This is a genomic window from Microbacterium sp. 22195, from assembly GCF_052056515.1.
GTDB lineage: Bacteria > Actinomycetota > Actinomycetes > Actinomycetales > Microbacteriaceae > Microbacterium.
In genome coordinates this window covers 346,593-366,937 of sequence record NZ_JBQEPE010000002.1, presented here as the reverse complement: position 1 = coordinate 366,937, position 20,345 = coordinate 346,593, and the positions used below count along the sequence as shown (strand labels likewise).

Below are 20,345 nucleotides of genomic sequence, written 5' to 3'. Positions count from 1 at the left end.
GCCCTCAGGCTGCGATCTCCGCAACCTTTGAGGAACCGATTCCAGGACAACCTACTTGCCCTGAGCGCCCTTGCACAACGCCACGCACAGAGATCTTCACAACCGTTGTGGAGACGTGATGCGTCGCGTGGGAGCGCTCCCATAGCCTATCCTGTGGAACCGGTTCCTTTCGACGCGGCATCCGGATACGCTGTCGTGAGCCCACCCCGGACGCCCGACCGGGCATCCGATTCGGAGGAATGATGAGCACGATCGCCGATGTCGCCGCACGCGCCGGCGTCTCCAAGGCGACCGCGAGCCGCGCGCTGAGCGGGGGCGGCTACGTGTCGCAGGAGACCCGCGCGCGCGTGCAGGCCGCAGCATCCGAGCTCGCGTACGTCGCGCACTCGTCGGCGACCAGCCTGGCGACCGGACGCTCGCTCTCCGTCGGCGTGATCATGCCTGCGCTGGACCGCTGGTTCTTCGCCGAGCTGCTCGCGGGCATCCAGGAGGGACTGCTCGCCTCCGGCCAGGACCTCGTGCTCTACGGCATCCAGGAGGGCACGGCCGAGCGCGCCCGGCTCTTCGAGGAGGTGCTCCCTCGGCGCCGGCTGGACGGCATCATCGCGGTGGGCATCCAGCCCAGCGCCCACGAGCTGGAACGCCTGATCCAGGTGGAGTCGCCCCTGGTCAGCGTCGGCGCCTACAGCGAGGACACCAGCGCCGTCTCGATCGACGACGCCGCCGCCGCGCGGATCGCCACCGAGCATCTGATCGACCTCGGCCACCGCGACATCGCCTTCCTCGGCGGCAGGGCGGATGCCGCGACCCATGCTTTCGGCGACGAGCAGCGCCGGTCGGGCTACCGCGAGGCCATGACCGCCGCAGGTCTCGCCGAGTTCATCCGGCACGCCGACGGCGAGCCGACCATGCCGGGCGGATACGAGGCGGGCGTGCGGATCCTCGGCGACAGGCAGAACCGGCCGACCGCTCTCGTGGCCGTCTGCGACGAGGCCGCGATCGGCGGCGTGATCGGCGCACGAAGGCTCGGCCTGTCGGTCCCGGCCGAGCTCAGCATCGTCGGCATCGACGACCATGAGCACGCCGAGATGTTCGCCCTCACCACCGTGCGGCAGCAGCCGCGGGTGCAGGGGCGCGCGGCGGTCGATCTGCTGCGCCAGCGCATGGAGGCGCCGGATGCCGTCCCCGAGCGGCGCGTGCTCCCCTCCGAGCTCGTGGTGCGTGCATCGACCGCCGCGCCGCGGACATAGCAGAGGGCCCCGGGACGAATCCCGAGGCCCTCCGAGCGCTGTGAAGCGCGGGACGATGCGCTTCGCGCTTCGCCCCAGACAGAATTACTTGAGGGTGACCGTGGCGCCGGCGGCCTCCAGGGCCTCCTTCGCCTTGTCAGCGGTCTCCTTGTTGGCGCCCTCGAGGACGGCCTTCGGCGCGCCGTCGACGACAGCCTTGGCCTCGCCGAGGCCCAGCGAGGTGAGCTCGCGGACCGTCTTGATGACCTGGATCTTCTTGTCGCCGGCAGCCTCGAGGATGACGTCGAACGAGTCCTTCTCCTCCTCGGCCTCGGCCGCACCAGCGCCACCAGCAGCGCCGGCGACGGCGACGGGGGCAGCAGCGGTGACGTCGAACTTCTCCTCGAACGCCTTCACGAACTCGCTGAGCTCGACAAGGGTCAGACCAGCGAACTGCTCAAGCAGCTCCTCGGTGGAAAGCTTCGCCATGATGTATCTCCTAATAAATGGGGTTTGGGTGAAAGAACGCAGGTCGCTTACGCGGCCTCGGCGGTCTCCAGCTTTTCGCGAAGAGCATCGATGGTGGCGGCAGCCTTGCCCATCGTCGCCTTCATCATGCCCGCTGCCTTCGCCAGCAGAACCTCACGGCTCTCGAGCGAGGCGTACTTGTTGACCTCGTCGGCGCTGAGGGTCTTACCCTCGAAGACGCCGCCCTTGATCACGAGAAGCGGGTTGGCCTTGGCGAAGTCACGCATGGCCTTGGCAGTGGCGACGAAGTCACCGTGCACGAACGCCACGGCCGACGGACCCTTGAGGTCGTCGTCCAGCGTCGTGATCCCCGCGTTGTTGGCGGCGATCTTGGTCAGCGTGTTCTTCACCACGGCGTATTCCGCGTCCTGACGGATGTCGTTGCGCAGCTGCTTGAGCTGGGCAACCGTCAGACCGCGGTACTCGGTCAGCAGGACGGCGTTCGAGTTCTCGAAGTTCTTCGTGAGCTCGGCAACCGTTGCATCCTTCTGCGCCATGGTCACTCCTTACGTGTACGGATGCCGCGCGGCTGCGTGGCATCGACCTCGACCACCCCGCCTGAAAAGCAGAAACGCCCCGGCGCAAGCGCACGGAGCGTGAAACCCTCTGTGTCACCTGCGCGGGCCCCTGCTGAGCAGTGCTTCGATCCTCGTGCTCGCGCACGACGATGACCGGCGGTCTTCGGTTGCCTCCAGCTTACGGCATCCGTCCCTCTCCCCCAAATCCAGTCGACGGAACGGCTCCACACCACACACCATTTCCGTCGAGAGCACGGCATCTCGCCGAACGCACGGCCTGTAGACGCAGACTTCCCGGGCACTCGGCGAATTCCCGTGCTCTCGACGATGAGAAGCGACGACGCAGGTCACGGAGAGCTGATGTGGAAGGAAGACAGGCGAAGCGCGAGGTCACGAGCGGTGCGGATGTGTGAGGAGCCCCAACGCGCGAACGGCCGGTGAGTGGTTCCGCGTATCCAGTCCTCGCGCTCCTTCTCCTCGAGCATGACCTGATCGATGGTCTTCCCGGATCGCATCGCCTCATCGAGGTACTTGCCCTTGCCATCGAACTCGCCGAACGCGTTGACATCGTCGAGACCGAAGTCGACAAAGAACATCCTGCCGGCGGGGCCCCGAACCGGGACCTGCAGTTGCGGTGGAGCGAAGCCGAGCCTGTGCAGCTGCAACCTGCTCACGCTCTCTCCCGGAAGCTGCGCACGCCCGTCTGCGAAGTTCGCCACCCAGCGCGCCTGCCGCACACCGCGCGCGCCCGCAGCAGTGTCGAGCCTCTGCTGTTGTCCCGCGCGCCACGATTCGATCGCGTCGAGGTCCCACTCCCGAATGCGCTGCCCCATCAGTCGCTCAGCGGCGTCGGCGACAGCGACGGCCGCCTCGAGCGGCAGAATGCGGCACAGATCGAGAACCGTGCGGGAAAGGTTCGTGCAGCGAATGCCGTCGATGACCACCAAATCCTCGGGCGGCAGCGGCTCGACATGACGAAGCACATCCGGGGCACTCGAGATCCTCCGCGGGGCGTCCGTGGTCATGTGCACTCGCACGAGTCCGGTGCGATAGAACGGCAGACGCCACAGCACACCCGCCGATGCGTACGACATCGCCGCGCCTCCTTCGGAGTCACGCGCGACGGCGATCACCTGCGCCCGGTGCTGCTCCTCCGGAGTGAGTCGCTGATATTCCTCCGCATCGATGTACCAGCCCCTCCGCATGTGCCGCATGGTCTTGGCCCGGACAGCCGCGGCGATCTTGCGATCCGTCCAGCCGTTGAGGATGAGGTCCTCGCGTGAGCGCACCAGGTGTTCGAGATGCGCGCCAGTATCCCTCGCAGAGGGGAGTCGCGTGTCCGCGTCGATGAGCATGGCCCATGTTCCAACGTGCCCGACCCGCATGAACTCCGATTCCCACGACCTGTGCACAGCCCGACGACATCTCTCACCTGTGCAGGCCGAATCCCCAGCATCCGCCCCGGGTCCCTCCCGCCCCCACCCACACACCCGTCGAGAGCACGACATCTCGCCGAGCGCACGGCTTGTTGGCGTGAACGTCCTGTGCTGTCGGCGAGGTCCCGTGCTCTCGACGAAATAGATGGGGAGGCGGAGGAGACGAGAGCACGGCGTGGGCGCTCGGGAGGGTGGGAGGCGAGGCGTAGGGTCGAAGGGTGACACCGGAACTCGAAGCGCGCATCATCGCGGACTCCCGCGATCGGGTCGCCTGGCTTCGGGCACGAGCGCGCGGGATCACCGCGACCGACGTCGCGGGTCTCTCCGGAGAGGCATCCATCATCCGTGCGGCTGATGCCAAGCTCGGGCACGGTCCGCGCTTCGGCGGGAACGCCTACACCGATCACGGCCGGCGCCGCGAGCCGGAGATCGCCGCCTGGGTCGCCGCGACCCACGGCATCCTGCCCTCCTCCGCCCTGTTCCGCGCCGAGGTCGAGCAGCGCCACCTCGCCACACCCGACGGCGTCTGCGTCGACGGGGAGGGCCGCGTGCTTCTCGCCGAGATCAAGACCACCAACAAGTCCTGGGCCACGATCCCGCGCACCTATCTTCGCCAGGTGTGGTGGCAGCAGTACGTGCTCGGGGCCGAGCGGACGCTGTTCGTCTGGGAGGAGCACGTCGACTTCCAGCCGATCCACGACGAGCCCAAGAGCGTGTGGATCGAACGCGACGACAAGGAGATCGGCCGCCTCGTGGGGCTCGCCAACCGCCTGATCGACGAGCTCTACCACCGCACGACGGGCCAGACCCCTCCTGCACGCGGCCCCATCGCGCCCAACCGCCGCGATGCCCTGCGCGAGCGCGACATGTTCCGCGCACTCGCCCTGTCCGACTGAGGCCGCTCGGACCGGATCCGCGCGTCGCCGCGCCGGTCGCTCACGCGGCGGAGCGCTCGCGCTCCTTCGCCCTGCGTCGCACGCGCAGATCCCCGAGGAGCATCGGGATCCAGGCCACGGCGCACACGGCGGCGACGATCAGGGCGATCGTGGTGAGGACCATCGGCGCCGTCACCGAGCCCTCCGGCGAGAAGCCCGCCTCGACGGCGTCGAGCACGCCCATCCGGAAGAACCAGGCGGGCAGGGCGATCGTGATGGCCGGCCCGATCAGGCCGACCGCGTACCCGCTGAGCAGCACCGCTCCGACCGTTCCCAGCAGAGCCACCGGCATCGCGAACGACCGCGGATCATTCGTCGCGCAGCTTCCGCCGCCGCAGTCCCAGTCCATCTGGTCGGCGGTGTACGCGAATGCGTACGCCGCCCAGGTCGCGACGGCCACGAGGAGGATGGCTCCCACCGCCGCGAGCACCTTGCGATCTCCTCCCACGAACGGCTTCACACGATCCATCCTATGAACGGCCGGAGGCTTCGAAGAACCGGCGGTCATCAGAGCGGTGCGAGCACGCGGCGCGCTTCGGCCGCCACCTCCGAGGCGATCGCGTCGAGCAGCGGGGAGCGCAGGTTCCACTGCTGCCAGTAGAGCGGCACCCGGATGAGCGGATCACCGAGGGAGACCAGCGCGTCCGAGACGTGCGGCGCGGGGATGAGGCCCCACCCCAGCCCGAATCGCACCGCCTCGGAGAAGTCGTGGGAGGCCGGAACATAGTGCCGCGGCACCGACCAGGGGTCCACTCCCCTGGCCCTCAGCCAGCCCTGCTGCAGCGCGTCGCGCCGGTCGAAGTCCACGAACGGCGCATGCTGCAGCGCCTCGGGCGTCACGCCGTCGGGGAACCAGCGAGCCACGTAGTCGGCCGTCGCCATCGCGCGGTACTCCAGTACGCCCAGGGGCGTGACGGCGCTGCCGCCGACGGGCTCGGCCTCACTGGTGACGGCCGCCATCACCTCGCCCGACTCCAGCATCCGCGCGGTGTAGTCCTGGTCGTCGCGGTGCAGGTCGACGTCGATCGGATGCTGTCGCGCGACGCGCGCGAGCGGCGCGAGGAACCACGACGCCATCGAGTCGGCGTTCACTGCGAGCGGCACGCGCACGCGCGTCGCCCTGGCGGCATCCGCGTCGCCGAGCCCGAACGCGGCGACCGTGTCGTGCTCGAGCAGCTCGACCTGCCTGGCCAGGCGCACGAGCGCCTCACCGGCTTCGGTCGCGCGGACGGGACGGGAGCGCACCAGCACAGCACGACCGATCTGCACCTCCAGCGCCTTGATCCGCTGGCTCACCGCGGACTGCGTGATGTGCAGCCGCCGGGCAGCCGCCTCGAAGCTGCCCTCGTCCACGACTGCGGCCACGGTCGCCGCGAGCTGAGCATCGATCCTCATATCAGTCACGCTAATGGTGGAGCAGTTCTCTTCGCTGGTGCTGATGTCGGTGCGGACCTAACGTGGAGTCGTGCTCACCCTGCTCTCCGGCCTCGGCCTCATGTTCTCGCTCATCATCGCCGTCGGCGCGCAGAACGTGTTCGTGCTGCGCCAGGGCCTGCGTCGCGAGCACGTGCTGCCCGTGGTGCTCATCTGCGCGGCCTCCGACGCCCTGCTCGTGCTCGCCGGAACCGCCGGCCTGGGCTATCTGATCGGCCAGCTCCCCTGGCTGCTCGTCGCGGCGCGCTGGCTGGGCGGCATCTCCCTGGTCGTCTACGGGATCTACGCCGCGCGTCGCGCCTGGGGCTCGAACGGCGAGTCGCTCGTCGCAGACGCCTCGCCCGCCACGGACGCCGAGGGCGGACCGGGCGCAGGGGGCACGGCCACGGCCACGCGATCGCGCCTGGCGACGGTGGTCATCGCGACGCTGGCCTTCACCTACCTGAATCCCAACGTCTACCTCGACACCGTGCTGCTGATCGGGTCGATCGCCGCGACGCACGGTGATCAGCGCTGGCTGTTCGCCTCCGGCGCGATCCTGGCGAGCATCACGTGGTTCTTCGCGCTCGGCTTCGGCGCCCGGCACCTGGGGCGCTGGCTGCGCACCCCCCGGGCCTGGCGCATCCTCGACACGGGCATCGCCGTGCTGCTGGTGGTCATGGGCGTGCTGCTGGTGCTCCCCGTCTTCACCGGCTGACCGGCGGCGGGTCATCCTGCGGCGTCGCCGCCCTCGAGCGGCCGCAGGATGCGGGTGAGGAAGCGGCGAGTGCGCTCCTGCCGCGGAGAGGAGAAGAGCTGCGCAGGCGGCCCTTCCTCGACCACCACTCCGCCGTCGAGGAACAGCACATGATCGGCGGCCTCACGGGCGAAGCCGAGCTCGTGCGTGACGACGATCATCGACCAGCCCTCGTCGGCGAGCTCCTTGATCACCAGGAGCACCTCCCCGACGAGTTCGGGATCGAGGGCGCTGGTGGGCTCGTCGAACAGCAACAGCTCGGGTCGCAGCGCCAGCGCGCGCACGATGCCGACCCGCTGCTGCTGACCGCCCGAGAGCTCGTGCGGATACGCGTCCTCGCGGTCGCCGAGGCCGACCCTGGCCAGCAGGTCGCGCGCCTCGGCGATCACCTCCGCCTTCGCACGTCGCTGCACGCGCCATGGGCCCTCGATGACGTTCTGCAGCACGGTGAGGTGCGGGAAGAGGTTGTGCTGCTGGAACACCATGGCCGAGCGATCGCGCAGCGCGAATCTCTCCCTGGCGTCGATGCCGGCGGCGAAGTCCGCAGCCGGGGCGCCGTGGATCTCCAGGGTTCCCGCATCCGGGATCTCGAGGCCGTTCAGAGAGCGCAGCACCGTCGTCTTGCCCGAGCCGCTGGGGCCGATGAGCACGACCACCTCGCCGCGATGCAGGGTGAGATCCACGCCCTGGAGCACCTCTGCGTCGCCGAAGCGCTTGCGCAGACCTCGTGCCGTGAGCAGCGGCTCGGCACCCGCAGACCTACCGCGCGACATGACGATCCAGCCTCTTCTCCACGAGGTTCTGCAGCCCCGAGAGCACGAGGCAGAACACCCAGTACACCAGAGCAGCTGCGAGGTACACGACCATGAACTTCTGGGATGCCGACGCGATCTGCTCGCCGATCCGGAACAGCTCGGTCACCAGGATCAGCGAGGCCAGCGAGGTGTCCTTGACCAGCGAGATGAAGGTGTTCGACAGCGGCGGCACCGACACCCTCGCCGCCTGGGGCAGGATGATGCGGCGCAGTGTGCGCGCGCGACCCATACCGACCGTGTAGGCGGCCTCCCACTGTCCCTTGGGCACCGACAGGATCGCCGCGCGGACGACCTCCGCGGCGTATCCGCCGACGTTGAGCGAGAACGCGACGATCGCGCTGGGCCAGGGATCCACGAGCAGCCCGATCGAGGGCAGCCCGTAGAAGATCACGAACAGCTGCACGAGCAGGGGCGTGCCGCGGATGATCGAGATGTACGTGCGGGCCGTGGCCGCGAGCACGCGATTCTGCGAGATCCGCATCAGCGCGATGCCGACCGCGATGGCCAGTCCGACCGCGAACGAGATCACCGCGAGCGGGATCGACGCGGTGGCCCCTGCCAGCGCCAGCGGCCCGAGCGAGCTGAGGAAGAGCTCCCAGCCGTCCATCGCTACTTCGAGACGTCGGCGCCGAAGTACTTCTCGCTGATCTCGGCCAGCGTGCCGTCGGCCCGCAGCTCGTCCAGCGCCCCATCGATCGCCTCGACCAGCTTCTTCTTGCCCTTGGTGAACACGAATGCCTGCTCACCGGCCTCGTCCGTCTCGGCGGCGATCTTCAGGCCCGTCGGTCCGTCGGTCTTCTCGAAGTCGAGGAACGTGAGCTTGTCGTTGATGGTGGCGTCGACGCGCCCCTGCTGCAGCAGTGCGACGGCCTGCGCCCAGCCTTCGACGCTCTCGACCTTCGCGCCGGAGTCCACGGCCAGCTGGTACCAGTTGCTGGTCAGCGACTGCGCGGTGGTCTTGCCCTTCAGATCGGAGAACGACGAGATCGAGTCGTCGTCCTTCTTCGTCACGATCACACCGGGAGACACCGTGTAGGGCTCGCTGAACAGGTAGTTCGCCTTGCGCTCGTCGTTGATGGTGACCTGGTTCGCGATCAGGTCGAAGCGCCCCGCGTCGAGGCCAGCGAAGATCGCGTCCCACTGGGTCTCCTTGAACGAGACCTTCAGGTCGAGCTTCTCGGCCACGGCCTCGATGATCTCCACGTCGTAGCCGGTGAGCTTGCCCGTGCCGCCGCCCTCGTGGAAGCTGAAGGGCCGGTAGGTGCCCTCGGTGGCGACCGTCAGCGTGCCGTTCGCGACGAGACCGTAGTCGGGCCCTGCCGCGGGTGCGGACTCCTTGTCGGCGGGTGCGGTGGCGCTGCTGCAGCCGACCAGCGCAGCGGCTGCGATGGTGAGGGCGGTGACGGCGACGGTCAGACGACGGACCATGTTCGGATCTCCAGGTGCTCGGGTATGCGGCGCCGTTCGGGCGCCCGCCCCACAGTACGCCGCACGACGCCGCGGCGCCGTCGTATGACGCCGGATTTCACCTCGGCGGCGACCGGGTCCCTCCCGAGGTCCGTCCGGCACGCAGAAGACCCCCGTCCGGCGAACCGGGCGGGGGTCTTCGCGTCGACGGGCTCTGCAGCCCGCCGGGGTCACTCAGATGGCGTTGACGTCCAGCGGGATGCCGGGGCCGAACGTGGTCGACACGGCGCCCTTCTGGATGTAACGGCCCTTCGAGCTCGACGGCTTCAGACGCACGATCTCCTCGAGAGCGGCCTTGACGTTCTCGTCGAGCTGCTCAGCGGTGAAGGAGGCCTTGCCCACGATGAAGTGCACGTTGGCGTGCTTGTCGACGCGGAACTCGATCTTGCCGCCCTTGATCTCCTCCACGGCCTTGGCCGGGTTGGGGGTCACGGTGCCGGTCTTCGGGTTCGGCATCAGGCCGCGGGGACCGAGCACCTTACCCAGACGACCGACCTGGCCCATGAGCTCGGGGGTCGACACGGCTGCGTCGAAGTCGGTCCAGCCAGCGGCGACCTTCTCGATCAGCTCGCTGCCGCCGACCTCGTCTGCGCCGGCGGCGATGGCGGCCTCAGCAGCCGGGCCGTTGGCGAACACGATGACGCGGGCGGTCTTGCCGGTGCCGTGCGGGAGCATGACGGTGCCGCGCACCATCTGGTCGGCCTTGCGCGGGTCGACGGAGAGCTTCAGCGCGACCTCGACGGTCGAGTCGAACTTCGCCGAACCGGTCTCCTTCGCGAGAGCCACGGCCTCGGTCGGAGTGTAGAAACGGTCTGCCTCGATCTTCGCGAGGGCAGCCTGGTATGCCTTGGACTTGGTAGCCATTGTTATCTCCCTCAGCCCTCGACCGTGATGCCCATGGAGCGGGCGGTTCCGGCGATGATCTTCGACGCGGCGTCGATGTCGTTCGCGTTCAGGTCGGCCTGCTTCTGCTCGGCGATCGCGCGGACCTGGTCCATCGTGATCTTCGCGACCTTGACGGTGTGCGGGGTCGCGGAGCCCTTGGGGACGCCTGCGGCCTTCTTGATCAGCTCGGCTGCCGGCGGGGTCTTCAGGATGAACGTGAAGCTGCGGTCCTCGTAGACGGTGATCTCCACGGGGATGACGTTGCCGCGCTGCGACTCGGTCGCGGCGTTGTACGCCTTGCAGAACTCCATGATGTTGACGCCATGCTGACCGAGCGCGGGGCCGATCGGCGGCGCCGGGTTGGCTGCACCGGCGTTGATCTGAAGCTTGATCAGGCCGGTCACCTTCTTCTTCGGTGCCATTCTCTTTCCTTTCATCGAGCGGATGCCGGGGCATCCCTCTCCCGCAGATCCGGCATCTCCGGACCGCGGTTCCGTCTGCGCGCACGCCGAAGGCGGCGCACAAACCACACAAGTCTACCGGATAGGAGCGGATGCCGCGCTCACGCGTACCGCTCGACGATCCTCTCCCCGAGACGGCGCAGCTCGTCCCGCACCTCGGGCGGCCCGAGCACCTCCGCGACGCTCGTCCAGCCCGCGAGCTGCTCGGCGAGCGCGTCGATGCGATGAGCGCTGACCTCGACGGCCGTGCGTCCCTCGGCATCCGGCTCCTCGTCCAGGATCCGCGCCTGCGCGCCGAATCGATCGGTCAGCGCTCGCACCGCCCACGGCTGCACGCGCAGGGTCGCGCGCACCGATCCCCGCAGATCCTCGACGCGCTCGACCATGCGCGCCCACTCGCCCGCGAGGTCGAAGCCGTCCGGCGCGGCGCCGGGGGCGGCGAGAGCGGATGCCGACAGCACGCGGTCCACGCGGTAGGTGCGCAGTCGCTCGGCATCCGCCGTCCCGGCCTCGGTGGCCGCGGGAGCTGCCAGCAGATACCAGAGCGCGCCGCGGCTGCCGACGACGAGCGGCACCAGCTCGCGGGTCACGGCGCCCTGCGAGCCGTCGTACTCGACGCGCACCTGCCGCCGCGCGGCGATGGCCCGCTGCAGCGTGGTCACGGTCTCGGAGACGGATGCCGGCTGCACCTCGCCCCAGGCGACGTCGCGCACCGTGGCTTCCGCCACCCGCTGGGCACCCTCCCGGAACGGGGCGGGCATGGCGCGCACGAGCTTGCGGACCGCGGCGACCCGCTCGGGCTCCGCGCCCAGGCTCTGCGTCAGGCCGATGAGCAGCGAGGTGACCTCGCCCTCCGTGAGGCCGGTCAGATCGGTGCGGGCGCCGCCGATCAGCCGCCATCCGCCGCCTCGGCCGCGAGTGGGGTAGATCGGCACGCCCGACATCGCCAGCGCCTCGAGGTCGCGCCGTGCGGTCGGCACCGAGACCTCCAGCTCGCGCGCCAGCTCGGCAGCGGTGACCTGGGGTCGCCCCTGCAGCAGGAGAAGGGCCTGGATGAGGCGGTCGGCGCGGATGCGGAAGCTCGATTCGGAGGATTCTTCAGAAAGATTTTTAAGTGATCAGAAGATGATCACTTCACGCTCGAGCATAGAAGAACAAGCACCTCAGCAGAAGGAGAAATCATGTTCCGTGGACTCGCCAACCTCAACCTCGTCGCCGTCGACATGGATGCAGCCGTCGAGTGGTACTCGACCGTGTTCGAGTCGGCCCCCTACTTCGTCCGGCCCGAGCAGGGACCCGCGCAGTACGCGGAGTGGCGCTTCGGCGATGACGAGGATGAGTTCGCCCTGATGGACGCGCGCTTCCGTCCCGCGCTCCCCCAGCCGGGCGGCGCTCTGGTCAGCATGCACGTCGACGACATCCAGGCGTCGTTCGACCGCCTGATCGGCCTCGGCGCCGTCGCATTCGACCCGGTGACCCAGCGCGGAGAGGGCTGGTGGTCGGCATCCGTCAGCGACCCCTTCGGCAACCTGATCGGCCTGATCCAGAGCCCGCACTGGGCCGCGCAGCATGCCTGAACACCCTCGCCGACATGAAGGAACGGCCGCCCCGGAAGGGACGGCCGTTCTTTCACGCATGAAGCTTGGTCTGGGTTTCGACTCGCTTCGCTCGCTCAACCTTGTGACGGCCTCGCATCAACTTCGCTTCGCGAAGATTGATCCGAGTCGTCACAACATCTTGGTGACCTGCTCGAACGACAGCTCGACGGGGGTCTCACGCTCGAAGAGCGAGACGAGCACGGTGAGCTTGCCGGCGGCGGCATTGATTTCGCTGATCGTGCCGGGAAGACCCGCGAACGAGCCCTCCTTGATCGTGATGGTCTCGCCGACCTCGAAGTCGACCTCGGCGGCCATCGGACGAGCCACGGCCACGCCGCCCTTGGCGGCGATGGACTTCGCGGTGGGGACGTCCTTCACCTCGACCAGCGACTTGAGCATGTTGAACGCCTCTTCGAAGCGCAGCGGCGTCGGGTTGTGGGCGTTGCCCACGAAGCCGGTCACACCGGGGGTGTGGCGGACGACGGACCAGGTGTCCTCGTTCAGCTCCATGCGCACGAGCACGTAGCCCGGGATGCGCACGCGGGTGACCATCTTGCGCTGGCCGTTCTTGATCTCGACGACGTCCTCCATCGGGACCTCGATCTGGTAGATGTCGTCCTCGACCTCGAGCGTCGACTTGCGCTGCTCGATGTTGGCCTTCACCTTGCGCTCGAAGCCGGCGTAGGAGTGGATGACGTACCACTTGCCGGGCAGCATCCGCAGGTCCATCTTGAAGGCCTCGTACGGGTCCTCCTCGGCGGCCTCGTCGGACTCGTCGTCGGATTCCTCGTCAGCACCGAGCTCGGGGCCGTCGTAGGGAGTCACTTCCTCAGCGGCGGCGGCCTCCTCTTCGGCGGTCTCCTCCGCAACAGCGTCGTTGAGGACTTCGGCGGCTGCTTCGGACTCAGCCGCTTCGTCCAGGTTCAGAGCGTCGTTCACGATCGCGTCCGCCTCCGGGTCTTCGATGTCGATGTCGTCGATGTCGTCTTCGTACTCCTCGTCGGAGTCGTCGTCGCCCTCGAGATGAAGGGCGACGGTCTCCGCGGACGCCACCGACTGCTCCTGCTCGGCGAGGATGTTGCCCTCCTGGGCCTCGTCCTCCTCGCTGGACTGCTCGGCCGCGGTGGCCCAGTCGGCGTCGTCGGAATATCGTTCAGACACGTTGCTTACTTTCCGTTCACTGCGCGGGCGCAGGTGCGGTGCCGGGAACTCCGAACACCAGGTGGGTCACGAAGCCGAACAGCGAGTCGAAGCCGTAGACCAGCCCCATCACGATCAGCACGAACACCAGCACCACCAGGGTGAACTTGATCAGCTCCTTGCGAGTCGGCGTGACGACCTTGCGGAGCTCGCTCATCACCTGCCGGAAGAACAGCGCGATGCGGCCGAAGAAGCCGAGCTGCTTGTCCCGCAGGGAGTACGGGCCCATTGCCACGGCATCGCCGCGAACGTCGTCCTGATCCATCCCGCAAGTACCTTTCGTGAGTCAGCATGTGCGCTGACGCGCAGGGCGGACAGGAATCGAACCTGCAACCTGCGGTTTTGGAGACCGCTGCTCTGCCAATTGAGCTACCGCCCTAGAGACCGGATGGTCCCTGGGTCCGCGTCCTCCGTGTGCCGATCAGGGCACGGTGAAGGATGCAGACAACTGCCCCTCAAGTGTACGGCATCCGATCGGCTGGGCCGAACCGAGCCGACATCCCGCGTGAGTCGCGCACCTCCGCAGCCCGCCGGATGCGGATCATCGCCCGTACTTCGGGCAGACTTGAGGGCACTGATTTCCACACGGCCGGAGGGGGTCCCGTGAGTTCGGACGTGCAGCAGTTCCAGGTCGATCTGCGCGGTGTCGTCGACCTGCTCAGCAGGCACATCTACTCGAGCCCGCGGGTGTACCTGCGCGAGCTGCTGCAGAACGCGAGGGACGCGATCGCCGCGCGCTCCGAGGTCGACGGCGAAGGCGGCAGCATCCGCATCTCCCCCCTCAGCGAGGAGACCGGTGAGTTCGTGCTGCGCGACGACGGCGTCGGCCTGACCGCATCCGAGGTCACCGAGCTGCTGGCCACCGTCGGCCGCAGCTCCAAGCGCGACATCTTCGACCTTCCGCGCAGCGACTACCTCGGGCAGTTCGGCATCGGCCTGCTCAGTTGCTTCATGGTCTCGGACCGCATCGTGATCCGCTCCCGCAGCGCCCGCGGCGGTGCGAGCGTGGAATGGGTGGGCAGCTCGGACGGCACCTTCCAGGTGGTCGAGCTGGACGAGGAGCTGCCGGTCGGCACGAGCGTGCACCTGGCGCCGCGCTTCGACCAGGCCGATCTGCTGCGCCCCGCCGCCGTACGGGAGCTGGCGCGCACCTTCGCCGAGTTCCTGCCGGTGCGGGTGACCGTGGAGATGCCGGGCGGCGACGTCGAGATCACCCGCCCGGCGCCGTTCCTCGGCGAAGGCGGACCGGAAGCCGTGGCCGAGTACGGCCGCGACCTCATCGGCGCGACGCCGATGGACGTGATCGAGATCTCCGAGCCGGGCACCGGCACGCGCGGCGTCGCGTACGTGCTCCCGTTCGCCCCGCCGCCGAACGTGCGGCAGGCGACCCGGATGTACCTCGGGCGGATGCTGCTCGCCGAGCGCGCCCCCGACGTGCTGCCGGACTGGGCGTTCTTCGTGCGCGCCGTGGTCGACTCGCAGACGCTGTCGCCCACCGCCAGCAGGGAGTCGCTGGTGGAGGACGCCGCACTCGAGCACGTGCGCGAGCAGCTCGGTGCGGGCATCCGCCGCTGGGTGCTGGAGCTGGGGCTGACCGCACCGCACCTGCTCACCCAGTTCGTGGCGGTGCACGAGCTGGGCCTGAAGTCGCTGGTTCGTCACGACGAGGAGCTGGCGCGCTTCATCACCCGCTGGCTCACCGTGGAGACCACGCACGGCACCATCCGCCTCGGCGACCTCGTGGAGCGTTACCCGCACGTGCGCTACGCGCGCACCGTGGACGAGTTCCGTCAGGTGGCGGGGATCATCCCCGCATCCGAGGTGCTGGTCAACGGCGGATACCTGTACGACGCCGATCTGATCGCCGCGCTCCCGGAGCTGCATCCCGAGGTGACCGTCGAGCAGATCGACGTGTCGGCGGAGCTCGACCGCCTCGACCCGCCGCCGCTGGACGACCGCGACGCCGCGATCGCGCTGGAGGACCGCGCGAGCGCCGTGCTCGCGGCTTCCGGCTGCGCGGTGGTGGTGCGCTCGATCGACCGGGCCGACCTGACCGGCCTGTACGTCGCCGACCCCGCCGTGCTGCGCGCCATCGACCGCAGGCGCACCAAGGGCGTCACCGGCGGGCTCTGGGGCGGCGTGCTCTCGCGCATCGACGACGCCGTGGGCGCCGCCCGCGACGACGACCTGTCCGCGCGGCTGTGCCTGAACTGGGCGAACCGGGTCGTGCGCACGCTCGCGGGCGTCGCCGACGAGGCCGTGTTCGCCCGCACCGTGCAGCTGCTGTACATCCAGGCGCTGCTGGCCGGGCATCATCCGCTGTCCGACGCCGACCGCACCCTCATGACCACCGCACTGTCCGACCTGGTCTCGCTCTCGGCGGGCATCGGCGACGACGACTTCCCTTTCGAGATCTGAACCCACCGCAGGAGGACCCCATGGCCCGACCGAAGAAGCGCTTCAAGGAGCTGCTCGAGGAGATCGACCGCACCCCCTGGGGGCCGGCCGAGCAGGCGCTCGTCGGCGAGGCCGTCGCCCTCGCGCAGGAGATCGGCGACGAGCAGCTGGAGTACCAGGCGCGCATGCGCCAGACCGCGTCGGCGAACATGGGCGGCCTCACCGACGTGATGCTGAACTCGTTCGCCTGGTGCCTGGCGCATCACGACGCCGACCCGAAGCGCTTCCCGCTGGACATCGAGAACGGCGCCGCCGACCTGATGTGGCAGTTCAAGTGGATGGCGGCCTCGCTGCGCGGGTCGCCCGCGTTCTCGGCCGAGCAGGTCGCCGCGGTGCTCGACGACATGGAGGCGCACTACGTGCGGGCGGGCCTGGGCATGAGCGGCGTGCTGACCGCGCGGTTCGAGGATGCCTGGGACTCCGGACGCTTCGACGAAGCCGAGGCGCTGCGTGTGCAGCTGGAGACCACCCCGCGCGACGACTACAGCCACTGCGATGCCTGCGGGCGCAGCCAGTTCGCGGGATTCTTCGCGGAGACCGACCGCGACGACGAGGCGATCCGCCTCGTCGAGGAGATGCTCGAAGGCGGATTCTCCTGCGGCGAGGAGCCCGAGCACGCCCTCTCCCGCGTACTGCTGCCGTACCTGCGCGCAGGCCGCCCCGAGGAGGCGCGCTCCGCTCACCTGCGCAGCTACCGGCTCGCGAAGGACAACCCCGACAACCTGGTGATCGTCGCGAACAACATCGTGTTCGCCGCGGTGACCGGCAACGAGGCGCGCGCCCTGGCCCTGGTGGAGCGGCACCTGCCCTGGCTCGCACACGACCAGCTCAATGTGGACGGCCACTTCACCGCACTCTCGGCGATCGGCTTCGCCCTGGACCGGGTGACCGAGGCCGGGCACGGCGACGCCCGCGTGCGCGGTGCGGACTCCCCCGCGCTCACGCCGTTCTTCGGCGCGCACGAGGGCCCCTGGACGGCATCCGAGCTGGCCGCGGCCGCGAACGCCGCCGCCGAGCGGATCGGCGCGGCGTTCGACGAGCGCGACGGCACCGACGCGCACGCCGCCCGCCTGGCGCGGACGCGCGCGCTGAGCACGCAGCGCTGGGACGTGCCGATCCGCTCCGACGCGTTCGCTGCCGCTCCCGTCGCTCCCGAGCCGCAGGACGCCGAGGGCTGGTACGACCGCGCCGTGGCGCTGGGCAGCTACGGCTCCGAGACGGATGCCCTGGCCGCGGCCGCACGCGCCACCGAGCTCGCCGACGCCGAGAAGCGCGCGCGACTGCTCGGACTCCGCATCGGGGCGCTGGTGTCGCTGGAGCGCTGGGACGAGGCATCCGCTCTGCTCCCGGAGCGTGCGGCCGCGCTGGCCGCGGCAGGACTCACCGAGCAGGTCGCCGTGGAGGGCCGGCTGGGCCTGGCGCTGTTCGGGCGCTACGACGAGGCCGACGTCGCCGCTCTCGAGCGGGAATGGGCGGATGCCGTGGACCTGCCGGCGTGGACGCGCGGCGACCTCGCCCTGACGCTCGCGTCCGCGCGCCTGCGTGCGGATGACCCCGAGGGCGCCCTTCAGCTCGCTGAGCACGCCGCCCGGGCCTTCGGCGAGGCCGGTGACGACCGCCTGGTCGCCGGGACCACGCTGCTGGCGATCATGACGCTGCTGCGGTCCGGCGACCTCGAGCGCGCCTCCGCCCTGGTGGACGGCATGCTCGCCGACGAGACCCTGAACCCGGGGCAGCGCGCCCGGGTGCTGGAGACCCGCGCCCGGATCCGCGGCGGCGCCGGCGAGCTCGCAGACGGTGCGGCGGACGCCGACGCGGCCGCCGGGATCCTCGCCTCGCTGGGCGGCTCCCAGTCCCTGGCGAGCACGCAGATGCTCGCGGGCGCGCTCTGGGAGGACGCCGGTGACGCCGAGCAGGCCGTGCTGCGGTACCGCTCGGGTGTCCGGCTCATCGAGCAGGAGGGCGGCGATGTGGCCGGCGCCCGGTACCGCCTCGGCCGCGCCATGCTGCACGCGGGCTACGCCGCGGAGGCGGCCGAGCTGCTCGGCGACGTGCTGCGCGCCGAGGAGGAGGCCGAGGTGCCGGCGGGGTCCAGAGCCGTCACCGTCGGGATGCTGGCCCGGTCGCTGGCGGCATCCGAGGAGTTCGGGCAGGCCGTCGGCGCCTTCGGGTACGCGGCCGACCTGCACGAGCAGGCGGAGGAGCCCGCCGACCAGGCGCTGATGCTCACCGAGCAGGCGAAGATCCTCGCCCGTTTCGGCGAGGGCGACGACGCCCGTGGGCTGCTGGAGCAGGCGGCCGAGCTCGTGCGGCCGACCGAGGCCACCGGCGCCATCGTCGAGGTGCTGCACAACCTGGGTCAGGCGTACGGCGGCACGGCCGACGAGCGCGCGTTCGGGCTGTTCGACGAGGTCGCGACGCTCGCCCGTGAGAACGACGCCCCCTGGCTGCTCGCCGATGTCACCGACTCGCGCGGGCGCGCCCTGGTGGAGTTCGGGCGCATCGACGAGGCGATCTCGGCGCTGCTGACCGCCGCGGACGGGTTCGCCGGGATCGGGGATGCCGGATCCGCCGGCGGCTCCGAGCTGTTCGCGGCGCGCACGCTCGTGAACGCGGAGCGTCTGGACGACGCGGTGCCGCTGTACCGCAGCGTGCTTGATCGGTCCTCGGAGATCCCGCCGCTGCGCCAGGTCGGCGCGCTGGAGCTGGGCGACGTGCTCGAGAAGCTCGGCCGCGCCGGCGAGGCCGCGCAGGTGCGGGCGCTCATCGAGGACTGACCGCGGGTTCCGGCCCGCAGCCGCCGAACCACCATCGAAACGCCGAGCCACCACGCAGATCACCGTGATCTGCCTGGTGGCTCGACATCTGCGTGGTGGCTGGCGGGCTCAGCATCCCATCCGGATCAGAACAGCTGGCGCCAGTTGGCCTTGGCCAGATCGAGCAGCTCGTCGCCGCGGCCCGACATGACCGTGCGGATGGCGTAGAGCGCGAAGCCCTTGACCTGCTCGGCCTTGATCGACGGCGGCATCGACAGCTCCTGCCGCTCGGTGACGACGTCGAGCAGCGCGGGCCCGTCATGCGCCAGCACCTCGGCCACGGCATCCAGCAGGTCCTCCGACCGCTCCACCCGCCTCGCGAAGATGCCGAGCGCCTGCGCGACGGCTGCGAAGTCGGGGTTCTCCAGGTCGGTGCCGTAGGTGACGAAGCCGGCCGCCTTCATCTCCAGCTCGACGAAGTTGAGCGAGGAGTTGTTGACCACGATGGTCTTCACCGGAAGCCTGTTCTGGGTGATGGTGATGAGCTCGCCCAGCATCATCGCGAGTCCGCCGTCGCCGGCGAGTGCCACCACCTGCTGGTCGGGACGGGCGACCTGGGCGCCGATCGCATGCATGAGGGCGTTGGCCATCGAGCCGTGGTTGAACGATCCGATCAGGCGGCGCTTCTCGGTCATGGTGAAGTAGCGCGCCGCCCACACGGTGGGCGAGCCCACATCGGCGGTGAGGATGGCATCCGAGGCCGCGGCCTCGTCGATCAGCCGTGCCAGGTACTGCGGGTGGATCGGCGCCTTGCCGCGGGCGGGCACGGCGAGGTCGTCGAGCTTCGCGCGGGTGCGACGATAGTGGGCCGTGGCATCGTCCAGATGCGCGCGGTCGCTCTTCCGCTTCAGCCGCGGCAAGAGCGCCTCCGCCGTCGCCCTCACATCGCCCACCAGACCGAGATCGAGCGGATGCCGCTTGCCGAGCTGCTCGCCGCGGATGTCGACCTGGATGGTCGTGGCGCCCGCCGGGTAGAACTGCGTGTACGGGAAGTCGGATCCGAGGATGAGCAGCGCCTCGGCATCCTCCATGGCGCGGAAGCCGGAGGCGAAGCCGAGGAGCCCGGTCATGCCGACGTCGAAGGGGTTGTCGTACTCGATGTGCTCCTTGCCGCGCAGGGCGTGCACGATCGGCGCGGCGAGGGCGTCCGCGAGGGCGATGACCTCGTCGTGGGCGCCCTCGACGCCGGCGCCGGCGAGGATCGTGACCCGGCTGCAGCCGTTCAGCAGCGTGGCGGCCTTCTCGAGCTCGGCCGGGCTCGGGGTGACCACCGGGTTCGCGCGCGGGATGACCACCGCCCGGTCATCGGCGATCTCGGCGAGGGCGACGTCACCGGGGATGACGAGCACCGCGACACCGCGCTTCTCGATGGCGGCGCGCATCGCGATCTCCATCAGCCGCGGCATCTGCGAGGGGTCGGCCACGTACTCGGCGTAGACGCTGGACTCGCGGAAGAGTTCCTGCGGGTGGGTCTCCTGGAAGTAGCCCGTGCCGATCTCGACCGTGGGGATGTGCGCGGCGATCGCGAGCACCGGCACGCGGGAGCGGTTGGCGTCGTAGAGGCCGTTGATCAGATGCAGGTTGCCCGGTCCGCAGGAGCCCGCGACGACCGCGAGATCGCCGGTGAGGGCGGCATCCGCCGCTGCGGCGAACGCGGCCGACTCCTCGTGACGGACATGCACCCAGCGGATCGTGCCGTCCTTGCGGAGGGCATCCGTGAACCCGTTCAGCGAGTCGCCCGGGATGCCGTAGACCCGGTCGATGCCGTTGGCGCGGAGCGTGCGGACCATGTTCTCAGCGACGGTCGTCATGACACGAGCCTATGCCGGG

General features: G+C 69.6%; 20 protein-coding genes and 1 tRNA gene. 6 read left to right on the top strand and 15 right to left on the bottom strand.

All coding sequences use genetic code 11. The features are described from left to right. Positions 1-242 precede the first annotated feature (242 nt). Positions 243-1,250 carry a LacI family DNA-binding transcriptional regulator gene (locus ACTJJ4_RS09835; RefSeq protein WP_440943130.1) on the top strand — a complete coding sequence of 336 codons (1,008 nt, stop codon included), beginning with the start codon at positions 243-245 and terminating at the stop codon, positions 1,248-1,250. An 84-nt stretch (positions 1,251-1,334) separates the two neighbouring features. Here the strand turns inward: ACTJJ4_RS09835 and rplL are convergent, their stop codons facing one another. The 3 genes from rplL to ACTJJ4_RS09820 all read right to left on the bottom strand — a co-directional run bounded on the left by rplL (position 1,335) and on the right by ACTJJ4_RS09820 (position 3,408). Next, the gene (gene rplL, locus ACTJJ4_RS09830) at positions 1,335-1,718 is read right to left on the bottom strand and encodes a 50S ribosomal protein L7/L12 (RefSeq protein WP_285636854.1); all 384 of its coding nucleotides are present in this window, start codon (positions 1,716-1,718) and stop codon (positions 1,335-1,337) included. Between the two features lie 47 nt (positions 1,719-1,765). Beyond that, complete coding sequence (gene rplJ, locus ACTJJ4_RS09825; protein WP_292704583.1) at positions 1,766-2,254, bottom strand: 50S ribosomal protein L10; 489 nt, start codon at positions 2,252-2,254, stop codon at positions 1,766-1,768. A gap of 368 nt (positions 2,255-2,622) precedes the next feature. After that, positions 2,623-3,408, bottom strand: a complete 786-nt coding sequence (locus ACTJJ4_RS09820) for a hypothetical protein (protein WP_440943129.1) — start codon at positions 3,406-3,408, stop codon at positions 2,623-2,625. Between the two features lie 521 nt (positions 3,409-3,929). On the opposite strand from ACTJJ4_RS09820, the gene ACTJJ4_RS09815 reads away from it, so the two are divergent. Then, entirely contained in the window at positions 3,930-4,607 is a 678-nt protein-coding gene (locus ACTJJ4_RS09815) for a YqaJ viral recombinase family protein (protein WP_292704581.1), read from the top strand. A gap of 40 nt (positions 4,608-4,647) precedes the next feature. On the opposite strand, the gene ACTJJ4_RS09810 is transcribed toward ACTJJ4_RS09815, so the two are convergent. After that, positions 4,648-5,106 (bottom strand): hypothetical protein, encoded by a 459-nt coding sequence (locus ACTJJ4_RS09810; protein WP_440943128.1) that lies wholly within the window; start codon positions 5,104-5,106, stop codon positions 4,648-4,650. Positions 5,107-5,153: 47 nt separating this feature from the next. Beyond that, on the bottom strand, positions 5,154-6,041 hold the full coding sequence (locus ACTJJ4_RS09805; RefSeq protein ID WP_440943127.1) for a LysR family transcriptional regulator ArgP: 888 nt from the start codon (positions 6,039-6,041) through the stop codon (positions 5,154-5,156). Positions 6,042-6,111: 70 nt separating this feature from the next. Here ACTJJ4_RS09805 and ACTJJ4_RS09800 point away from each other — a divergent pair, with 70 nt between their 5' ends. After that, positions 6,112-6,777, top strand: coding sequence for a LysE/ArgO family amino acid transporter (locus tag ACTJJ4_RS09800; protein ID WP_440943126.1), 666 nt, complete (start codon positions 6,112-6,114; stop codon positions 6,775-6,777). An 11-nt stretch (positions 6,778-6,788) separates the two neighbouring features. On the opposite strand, the gene ACTJJ4_RS09795 is transcribed toward ACTJJ4_RS09800, so the two are convergent. From ACTJJ4_RS09795 to ACTJJ4_RS09770, 6 genes are all read right to left on the bottom strand, one after another. After that, positions 6,789-7,589, bottom strand: coding sequence for an amino acid ABC transporter ATP-binding protein (locus ACTJJ4_RS09795; protein WP_440943125.1), 801 nt, complete (start codon positions 7,587-7,589; stop codon positions 6,789-6,791). Then, the gene (locus tag ACTJJ4_RS09790; RefSeq protein ID WP_440943124.1) at positions 7,576-8,238 is read right to left on the bottom strand and encodes an amino acid ABC transporter permease; all 663 of its coding nucleotides are present in this window, start codon (positions 8,236-8,238) and stop codon (positions 7,576-7,578) included. The genes ACTJJ4_RS09795 and ACTJJ4_RS09790 overlap by 14 nt, the downstream gene beginning before the upstream one ends. A 2-nt stretch (positions 8,239-8,240) precedes the next feature. After that, a complete protein-coding gene (locus ACTJJ4_RS09785) occupies positions 8,241-9,059 on the bottom strand; it encodes an amino acid ABC transporter substrate-binding protein (protein ID WP_440943123.1) in 819 nt (272 codons plus the stop codon). 213 nt (positions 9,060-9,272) lie between these two features. Further along, on the bottom strand, positions 9,273-9,962 hold the full coding sequence (gene rplA, locus ACTJJ4_RS09780; RefSeq protein ID WP_285636875.1) for a 50S ribosomal protein L1: 690 nt from the start codon (positions 9,960-9,962) through the stop codon (positions 9,273-9,275). Positions 9,963-9,973: 11 nt separating this feature from the next. Then, positions 9,974-10,405, bottom strand: a complete 432-nt coding sequence (rplK, locus tag ACTJJ4_RS09775) for a 50S ribosomal protein L11 (RefSeq protein WP_285636878.1) — start codon at positions 10,403-10,405, stop codon at positions 9,974-9,976. Positions 10,406-10,545: 140 nt separating this feature from the next. Beyond that, on the bottom strand, positions 10,546-11,499 hold the full coding sequence (locus ACTJJ4_RS09770) for a helix-turn-helix transcriptional regulator (protein ID WP_440943261.1): 954 nt from the start codon (positions 11,497-11,499) through the stop codon (positions 10,546-10,548). A 126-nt stretch (positions 11,500-11,625) separates the two neighbouring features. On the opposite strand from ACTJJ4_RS09770, the gene ACTJJ4_RS09765 reads away from it, so the two are divergent. Next, positions 11,626-12,021, top strand: coding sequence for a VOC family protein (locus tag ACTJJ4_RS09765; protein ID WP_440943122.1), 396 nt, complete (start codon positions 11,626-11,628; stop codon positions 12,019-12,021). Positions 12,022-12,171: 150 nt separating this feature from the next. Here ACTJJ4_RS09765 and nusG read toward each other — a convergent pair whose 3' ends face one another. The 3 genes from nusG to ACTJJ4_RS09750 all read right to left on the bottom strand — a co-directional run bounded on the left by nusG (position 12,172) and on the right by ACTJJ4_RS09750 (position 13,621). After that, positions 12,172-13,203, bottom strand: coding sequence for a transcription termination/antitermination protein NusG (gene nusG, locus ACTJJ4_RS09760; RefSeq protein WP_292704569.1), 1,032 nt, complete (start codon positions 13,201-13,203; stop codon positions 12,172-12,174). A gap of 16 nt (positions 13,204-13,219) precedes the next feature. Next, entirely contained in the window at positions 13,220-13,507 is a 288-nt protein-coding gene (secE, locus tag ACTJJ4_RS09755; protein ID WP_292704567.1) for a preprotein translocase subunit SecE, read from the bottom strand. A 41-nt stretch (positions 13,508-13,548) separates the two neighbouring features. Continuing rightward, positions 13,549-13,621 (bottom strand) — tRNA-Trp (locus tag ACTJJ4_RS09750). A 224-nt stretch (positions 13,622-13,845) separates the two neighbouring features. On the opposite strand from ACTJJ4_RS09750, the gene ACTJJ4_RS09745 reads away from it, so the two are divergent. Both ACTJJ4_RS09745 and ACTJJ4_RS09740 read left to right on the top strand, forming a co-directional pair. Continuing rightward, on the top strand, positions 13,846-15,660 hold the full coding sequence (locus ACTJJ4_RS09745) for an HSP90 family protein (protein WP_440943121.1): 1,815 nt from the start codon (positions 13,846-13,848) through the stop codon (positions 15,658-15,660). 20 nt (positions 15,661-15,680) lie between these two features. Next, positions 15,681-18,476 (top strand): hypothetical protein, encoded by a 2,796-nt coding sequence (locus tag ACTJJ4_RS09740; RefSeq protein ID WP_440943120.1) that lies wholly within the window; start codon positions 15,681-15,683, stop codon positions 18,474-18,476. 125 nt (positions 18,477-18,601) lie between these two features. Here the strand turns inward: ACTJJ4_RS09740 and poxB are convergent, their stop codons facing one another. After that, positions 18,602-20,326 (bottom strand): ubiquinone-dependent pyruvate dehydrogenase, encoded by a 1,725-nt coding sequence (poxB, locus tag ACTJJ4_RS09735; RefSeq protein ID WP_440943119.1) that lies wholly within the window; start codon positions 20,324-20,326, stop codon positions 18,602-18,604. Positions 20,327-20,345 lie beyond the last annotated feature (19 nt).